This is a genomic window from Lentzea sp. NPDC058450 (genome assembly GCF_042721395.1).
Lineage (GTDB): Bacteria > Actinomycetota > Actinomycetes > Mycobacteriales > Pseudonocardiaceae > Lentzea.
In genome coordinates, this window is sequence record NZ_JBHXLO010000021.1 from 156,622 (window position 1) to 162,790 (window position 6,169).

At 69.9% G+C, this 6,169-nt stretch carries 7 protein-coding genes; 5 read left to right on the plus strand and 2 right to left on the minus strand.

The window, feature by feature from the left end; translation table 11 throughout:
* Positions 1 to 85: 85 nt before the first annotated feature.
* The 3 genes from ACFWNN_RS28905 to ACFWNN_RS28915 all read left to right on the plus strand — a co-directional run bounded on the left by ACFWNN_RS28905 (position 86) and on the right by ACFWNN_RS28915 (position 3,144).
* Positions 86 to 442 carry an SSI family serine proteinase inhibitor gene (locus ACFWNN_RS28905; RefSeq protein ID WP_382443080.1) on the plus strand — a complete coding sequence of 119 codons (357 nt, stop codon included), beginning with the start codon at positions 86 to 88 and terminating at the stop codon, positions 440 to 442.
* Between the two features lie 133 nt (positions 443 to 575).
* Positions 576 to 1,673: a calcium:proton antiporter gene (locus ACFWNN_RS28910; RefSeq protein ID WP_382443081.1), complete on the plus strand. Its 1,098-nt coding sequence runs from the start codon at positions 576 to 578 to the stop codon at positions 1,671 to 1,673.
* A 64-nt stretch (positions 1,674 to 1,737) separates the two neighbouring features.
* Positions 1,738 to 3,144 carry an FAD-binding oxidoreductase gene (locus ACFWNN_RS28915; protein ID WP_382443082.1) on the plus strand — a complete coding sequence of 469 codons (1,407 nt, stop codon included), beginning with the start codon at positions 1,738 to 1,740 and terminating at the stop codon, positions 3,142 to 3,144.
* Between the two features lies 1 nt (position 3,145).
* Here the strand turns inward: ACFWNN_RS28915 and ACFWNN_RS28920 are convergent, their stop codons facing one another.
* A complete protein-coding gene (locus ACFWNN_RS28920) occupies positions 3,146 to 3,391 on the minus strand; it encodes a hypothetical protein (RefSeq protein WP_382443083.1) in 246 nt (81 codons plus the stop codon).
* Positions 3,392 to 3,543: 152 nt separating this feature from the next.
* Here ACFWNN_RS28920 and ACFWNN_RS28925 point away from each other — a divergent pair, with 152 nt between their 5' ends.
* Positions 3,544 to 4,674, plus strand: a complete 1,131-nt coding sequence (locus ACFWNN_RS28925; RefSeq protein WP_382443084.1) for a lipase family protein — start codon at positions 3,544 to 3,546, stop codon at positions 4,672 to 4,674.
* Here the strand turns inward: ACFWNN_RS28925 and ACFWNN_RS28930 are convergent.
* A complete protein-coding gene (locus ACFWNN_RS28930) occupies positions 4,664 to 5,116 on the minus strand; it encodes a DUF3291 domain-containing protein (RefSeq protein ID WP_382443085.1) in 453 nt (150 codons plus the stop codon). The two genes, ACFWNN_RS28925 and ACFWNN_RS28930, sit on opposite strands and share 11 nt — an antisense overlap.
* Before the next feature lie 25 nt (positions 5,117 to 5,141).
* Between ACFWNN_RS28930 and ACFWNN_RS28935 the strand changes: the two genes are divergently transcribed.
* Positions 5,142 to 6,071, plus strand: coding sequence for a D-2-hydroxyacid dehydrogenase family protein (locus tag ACFWNN_RS28935; protein WP_382443086.1), 930 nt, complete (start codon positions 5,142 to 5,144; stop codon positions 6,069 to 6,071).
* Positions 6,072 to 6,169: the final 98 nt, after the last annotated feature.

The window sequence follows — 6,169 nt, forward strand, 5'->3', positions numbered from 1 at the left end:
GCGGCCGAGAACCGGCCCGTTTTTGTGAGGTCTCAGGAGGACCGCTTTCATGTCCGGCCGCATTTGTGCGTTCGTTGCTCTGTTCGTGTCGCTTTTCGCCTTCGCCGGCACCGCGCAGGCCGCCCCCGCCGCATCGGGGACCACTGCGCTCGTGCTCACCGCCCAGTACTCCGAGTTCGACGACAACGCCTTCAAGGCCGCCGTCCTGACCTGCGGACGAGGTGACCAGCACCCGCGCAGGGCCCTCGCCTGCGCGACGCTCGCCTCCGCCGGCACGCAGCTGGCGACCATGCAGGCGGACGACCGGGCGTGCACGTTCCACTACGCCCCCGTCGAGGTCGCGATGTTCGGCTTCTGGCGCGGGCAGCCCGTGAACGAGGTGCACACCTACCCGAACTCGTGCGTCATGCTGGCGCACTCGGGTGCCATCTTCGATTTCTGACGGATCGGACGAGGCACCAAATAGAAATGTGGTGCGGGGCGCGGCAGGGGCGCTCCGCACCACATTTTCTTGCGCCCGAAACCACTGCTGCGCCGAATGGCGGAAGGCCAGTCCGGTATGCGAAGGTGTGATCATGGCCGCCGCCCCGCGCTTCCCGCTGCTCCACTGGACGACCATCACCCCCGTGCTCGGCATGGTCCTGCTCGCCATCTTCTGGGGCCGTGACCTCGGGGGCGTGCTCGTCGCGCTCGTCGCCGTGGTCCTCGCCGCGACGGTGCTCGCCGCCGTGCACCACGCGGAGGTGGTCGCGCTGCGGGTCGGCGAGCCGTTCGGCTCCCTCGTCCTCGCGGTAGCGGTGACGATCATCGAGGTCGCCCTGATCGTGACGTTGATGGTGTCCGGCGGCCCAGAGGCTTCTTCTCTCGCGCGCGACACCGTGTTCGCCGCGGTCATGATCACCACGAACGGCATCATCGGCATCTCGCTGCTGCTCGGCGCGTTGAAGCACCACACGATCCTGTTCAACGCGGAAGGCAGCGGCGGCGCACTCGCCACCGTGATCACGCTCGCCACCCTCACCCTGGTGCTGCCGACGTTCACCACCTCGACGCCCGGCCCGGAGTTCTCCGGAGCCCAGCTCGCCTTCGCGGCGCTCGCTTCGCTGGGCCTGTACGCGATGTTCGTCTTCACCCAGACCGTCCGGCACCGCGACTTCTTCCTGCCCGTGGACGAGGACGGCGTGATCGAGGCCGACGAACACGCCGACGCCCCGACCGGCAGGGCCGCGCTGATCTCGCTCGGGTTCCTGCTCGTCGCGCTGATCGCGGTGGTCGGCCTGGCCAAGATCGAGTCGCCCGCGATCGAGGCGGGCGTGCGTGCGGCCGGGTTCCCCCAGTCGTTCGTCGGCGTCGTCATCGCCCTGCTGGTGCTGCTGCCGGAGACCATCGCCGCCGCGCGGGCCGCGTTGCGCGACCGCATCCAGACCAGCATCAACCTCGGCTACGGGTCGGCGATCGCCTCCATCGGCCTGACCATCCCGACGATCGCGCTGGCCACGATCTGGCTGGACGGGCCGCTGATGCTGGGCCTCGGGTCGACGCAGATGATCCTGCTGCTGCTCACCGTTCTGGTCAGCGTGCTGACGGTCGTGCCGGGCCGTGCGACGCGTCTGCAGGGTGGCGTTCACCTGGTTCTGCTCGCGGCGTTCCTGTTCCTGGCTGTGAATCCGTAGCCGGGATTCGTCCCGGTCTGTTCTTCCGTTGTGCCCTGGTTTGTCCGACTCCTACGTTCGTGGGATGTTGCGTCGCAGGGCACTTCTGCAAACAGCCGCGCTCGGAGCCGTGTCGGCGTTGGCCGGCAAGTCCACAATGGACGTCCAGCTGATCAGGCCCGGCGACGCCGCCTACAGAGACGCCAAGCTCGGGTACTTCACGCACTACGACGCCCAACGTCCGAGTGCGATCGCCCGCGTCGTGTCGCCGGCGGACGTCCAGCGGTGCATCGAGATCGCGCGCGCCGACCGGACCCGCATCACCGCCCGGTGCGGTGGGCACAGCTACCCGGGCTACTCCACGGCGGACGGTGCCCTGGTCGTGGACGTGCGCGGGCTCAACAGGATCGACGTGCGCGCCGACGGCACGGCCGAGGTCGGCGCGGGCGTGCTGCTGATGGACCTCTACATCGCGTTGGCCAACGCCGGCCGGATGATGCCGGCCGGCACGTGCGCGACCGTCGGCATCTCGGGCCTCACGCTGGGCGGCGGCATCGGGGTGACCGCGCGGGCGTTCGGGCTCACCTGCGACCGGCTGGTCAGCGCGCGGGTCGTGACGCCGGACGGGGTTCTGCGCACGGTGTCGGCGAGTGAGAACGCGGACCTGTTCTGGGCGTTGCGCGGCGGTGGGGGTGGCAACTTCGGGATCGTGACGTCGTTCGTGTTCCGCACCGAACCCGCGCGCAACCTCACGACGTTCACGCTCCAGTTCCCCTCGGCGGCGCTGGCGTCGTTGCTCAGCGCGTGGCCGGACTGGCAGGGCAAGGCACCGGATCCGCTCACCTCGACCGTCGGCGTCGGCAGCGGCGCGAACCCGTACGTCGAGGTTGGCGGCTGTTTCGTCGGCACGCCCACCCAGCTCAAACCGCTGCTCGACGACCTGGTGCGCCGTGTCGGGTCGCAGCCGACGTCGCGGCGCGAGACCGAGCAGTCGTTCCTCTCCGCAATGGAGCGGTTCGCGTGGTGCCGGGTGAACGACGGCTCGTGCAAGCCGTCGTGGAACGGAGGCGGCGGCTCGCAGTCACGCGGCAGCTACGTGGCGACGTCGCGGATGCTGACCAGGCCGATCACCGACCCGCAGAAGCTCGCCGACATCTTCAAGAACACGCCCAACTCGTACAACATGATCGACGCCCTGGGCGGCGCGGTCGCCCGCGGGCCTGCCACGGCGTTCCCGCACCGCACGGCGCTGGCGAGCATCCAGGTGGAGTGCACGCTGGCCGCAGGCGAGGCGAACGCGCGGCGAGCCATGGGCGTGGCGCGCGACGAGCTCGGGAAGATGTTCGGCGCCAACGGCTACGTGAACTACATCGACCCGCAGATGCCGGACTGGGCGCAGGCCTACTACGGCTCGTCGCTGACCAGACTGCGCGAGGTGGCGCGGAAGTACGACCCGGACCGGGTGTTCGCGTTCGCCCAGGGAATTGCCTGAGTCATCCTTCGACCGAGACGGTGCCCTCAGGGCGTTCGTCGACCTCGAAGACGAGGCGGTTGCCGCTCGCGGTGATCATGAACGTGACACGGTCGCCCTCGACGCCAGTGCCTTCCAGGTAGCAGCTCATCCAGAGCCGCCGCTTGGTCAGCATCTCCGCGTGGACGAGGGACACGTCGCGCACGGACACGTCGTCGAGGTGCAAGCCGCCGGAGCGGTCGAGGGACACCCGAGGTCGATCTGCCATGCCGCAGAACGCTAACGGGGCGGTTCTCCGGGTGGCACGCGAATTTCGCGCGCCACCCGGTCGTGAATCCATCAAGCCGAACAGCCTATTGCTTCGCTGCTGCGTTCAGCCCTACATTTCGGTAACGCCGGTTACCACAAAGGGGTCCAACGATGCAGCTCCGAGCCGTGCTCGCCGCCGTCCTGCTGTTATTCACCCTGGTCACGCCCGCTTCCGCCGCCGCGCCGGGGGAGCTGGTCAGCAGCAGGGAGGTGGCGTGGCACCCGGAGCCGCTCAGACTGCTCCCGGCGCCGGTGAAGGCGTACGACATCCGGTACCGCTCGACGACCGCGACGGGCGGCAGCACCGTCGTGTCGGGCATGGTGCTCGTGTCGCCGCTGCCGTGGACCAACGGGCCGCGCCCGATCGTGGCGTACGCGATGGGCACGCAGGGCATGGGCGACCAGTGCGCGCCGTCGCGGCAGCTGCAGGGCGGCACCGAGGTCGAGATCGCGTTCCTCGCACAGGCGATGCTCAAGGGCTGGGCGGTCGCCGTGACCGACTACGAAGGCCTTGGCACGCCTGGGGATCACACCTACGCGGTGTCCCGTTCGGAGGGACGCGCGCTGCTCGACGTGGCACGGGCAGCGGCCGGCATCCCCGGTCTGTCCGCGGACGCGCCGGTCGGCGTTTTCGGCTACTCGCAAGGAGGTCAGGCGGCGTCGGCCGCGGCGGAGCGGTGGAAGGCTTACGCACCTTCGCTGAACGTCGTCGGCGTGGCGGCCGGGGGAGTGCCGGCAGACCTGAACGCGGTCGCGAAGTTCAACGACGGCAACGCGGGCTCGGGTCTGGTGTTCGCGGCCGCCGCCGGTTATGCCGCCGCCTACCCGGAACTGCCGCTCTCGACCGTGCTGAACGCACGCGGCAAGCAGGTGATCGACCAGATCCGTGCGGCCTGCGTCGCCGAGATCGCCCTGGTGGCACCGTTCACGCGGCTCAACTCGCTCACGACCACGCCGGACGTCATCCAGAACCCGTTGTGGCAGCAGCGTTTGAAGGAGAACACGCTCGGCTCGGTCAAGCCCGCCGCACCCGTCTACCTCTACCACGGCACGCTCGACGAGCTGATTCCTTACGCCGTCGGGCAGAAGCTGCGCTCGCAGTGGTGTGCGCTCGGCGCCGACGTGCAGTGGACGCCGCTGCCGTTGCTCGGGCACGTCACCGCCGTCAGCGCGTGGGGCACGAACGCGATGAACTGGCTCGGCGACCGCTTCGCCGGCCGAGCGACGCGACCTAACTGCTAGGACAGGGGAACCGGCGCCGGAAGGTGAACCCCTCCGGCGTCGGGCCCTCCGCCTTGACCAGGGCCAGCTTCGCCAGGCCCTCCTCGGTCGTCGGCCGGTGCCCGGCGGGGATCCACCACAGCACGTCGAACGCGCTTCCCGGCTCGAACCACTGCTTGGTGCGCTTGACCGCTTCCAGGTGGATGCCGCCGAACGCGAACGCCCACAACGACTCCACGGACTCCCACACGCTCAGGTTGTAGGCCTCCCGCATCGGGTCGCGCCCAAGCCGCAGCAGGTCGTTCATCATCCGCTCCGACGTGGGCCGCCACACGAACCCGGGAGCCTCGACCGCCAGGTCGTTGATCGCGTCGACCCGGCTCGCGAACCCGCGCATCCTCCAGTGGTCGAACGCCCACCGCCCGGTCGAGATGTTGGCCTGTGCCAGGTGGAAGGCTCCCATGCGCCTACTCTGACATGATCAGGCCATGCGGTGTGTGGTGCTCGACGACTACCAGGGCGTGGCGCTCGCCAACGCCGACTGGGCAGGGCTCGACGTGACGGTGCAACGCGAGCACCTGGCCGATCCGGCTCCGGTGCTGGCCGACGCCGAGTGTGTCGTGATCATGCGCGAACGCACCCCCTTCGACGCGGCCCTGTTCGCCCGGCTGCCCGAGCTCCGGCTGCTGATCACGAGCGGCATGCGCAACGCCGCGATCGACCTCGACGCCGCTCGCGCGCACGGCGTCACGGTCTGCGGCACCGGCAGCGCCAAGACCCCGCCGGCCGAGCTGACCTGGGCGTTGCTCCTCGGCCTCGCCCGCCACGTCGCCGTCGAGAACGCGGCCTTCCACGCCGGCGGCCCGTGGCAGAGCACAGTCGGCGCCGACCTGGCCGGCCGCACCCTGGGCCTGCTCGGCTTCGGCCACATCGGCCGCGCCGTCGCCCGCGTCGGCAAGGCGTTCGGCATGGACGTGGTGGCGTGGAGCCAGAACCTGACCGCCGACCGGGTCGAACCCGAGGGCGTCCGGCTCGCCTCCGGCCTGCACGACCTGCTGGCGCAGAGCGACTTCGCGTCCATCCACGTCGTGCTGAGCGACCGCACCCGAGGCCTGGTCGACGCGGCCGCGCTGGCCTGCCTGAAGCCCACGTCGTTCCTGGTCAACACCTCCCGCGCGGCGATCGTCGACCCGGCCGCGCTCGTGGAGGTGTTGCGGGCGGGCCGCATCGCCGGCGCGGGCCTGGACGTCTTCGAGGTGGAGCCGCTCCCGCTGACCGACGCCCTGCGCGCGTTGCCCAACGTCCTCGCCACCCCGCACGTCGGCTACGTAACAGCGGCCAACTACCGCACCTACTTCACCGAGGCCGTGGAGAACATCCACGCGTTCCTCGCGGGTGAACCGATCAGGCAGCTCTAGTGGCGCGTCTCGGAACGTTGGCGAGGTAATCCACGCTCAGCAGGGTGCCTCGCGGCACCGCCCCCACGCCCCCGTACAACCAGTACGAGGGCGTGGGG

What these genes read in the sequence shown, in the direction of transcription:
- ACFWNN_RS28935 (WP_382443086.1), top strand. Translation starts at nt 5,142, where the DNA reads ATGCGGTGTGTGGTGCTCGACGACTACCAGGGCGTGGCGCTCGCCAAC.
- ACFWNN_RS28925 (WP_382443084.1), top strand. Translation starts at nt 3,544, where the DNA reads ATGCAGCTCCGAGCCGTGCTCGCCGCCGTCCTGCTGTTATTCACCCTG.
- ACFWNN_RS28930 (WP_382443085.1), bottom strand. Translation starts at nt 5,116, where the DNA reads ATGGGAGCCTTCCACCTGGCACAGGCCAACATCTCGACCGGGCGGTGG.
- ACFWNN_RS28910 (WP_382443081.1), top strand. Translation starts at nt 576, where the DNA reads ATGGCCGCCGCCCCGCGCTTCCCGCTGCTCCACTGGACGACCATCACC.
- ACFWNN_RS28915 (WP_382443082.1), top strand. Translation starts at nt 1,738, where the DNA reads ATGTTGCGTCGCAGGGCACTTCTGCAAACAGCCGCGCTCGGAGCCGTG.
- ACFWNN_RS28920 (WP_382443083.1), bottom strand. Translation starts at nt 3,391, where the DNA reads ATGGCAGATCGACCTCGGGTGTCCCTCGACCGCTCCGGCGGCTTGCAC.